The organism is Mesorhizobium sp. M0185 (genome assembly GCF_040322175.1).
Taxonomy (GTDB): domain Bacteria; phylum Pseudomonadota; class Alphaproteobacteria; order Rhizobiales; family Rhizobiaceae; genus Mesorhizobium.
This window is the reverse complement of sequence record NZ_JAMYSY010000140.1, coordinates 1-546: the sequence shown is the minus strand read 5'-3', so window position 1 is coordinate 546 and position 546 is coordinate 1. Positions and strand designations below refer to the sequence as shown.

General features: G+C 64.1%; 1 protein-coding gene. It reads left to right on the top strand.

Annotation, left to right across the window (positions count from 1 at the left end):
- Nucleotides 1-546 (top strand): EF-Tu/IF-2/RF-3 family GTPase (locus tag NKJ20_RS34105; protein WP_352749979.1); only part of this gene is annotated, 546 nt, incomplete at both ends.

Genomic DNA, 546 nt, shown 5'->3' with positions numbered 1-546 from the left:
AGGTGCGTGAGCTTTTGACCAAGAACGAGTTCCCCGGCGACGACATTCCGATCGTCAAGGGTTCGGCGCTTGCCGCACTTGAAGATAGCGACAAGAAGATCGGCGAGGACGCCATCCGCGAATTGATGGCTGCGGTCGATGCCTACATCCCGACGCCGGTGCGTCCGCTCGACAAGCCGTTCCTGATGCCGATCGAGGACGTGTTCTCGATCTCGGGCCGCGGCACGGTTGTGACCGGCCGCGTCGAGCGCGGCGTCGTCAAGGTCGGCGAGGAGCTGGAGATCGTCGGCATCCGCCCGACCACCAAGACGACCTGCACGGGCGTCGAGATGTTCCGCAAGCTGCTCGACCAGGGCCAGGCCGGCGACAACATCGGCGCACTGTTGCGCGGTATCGACCGTGAAGGCGTCGAGCGCGGCCAGGTTCTGGCCAAGCCCGGCACCGTCAAGCCGCACAAGAAGTTCGTTGCCGAAGCCTACATCCTGACCAAGGACGAGGGCGGCCGCCACACGCCGTTCTTCACCAACTACCGTCCGCAGTTCTATT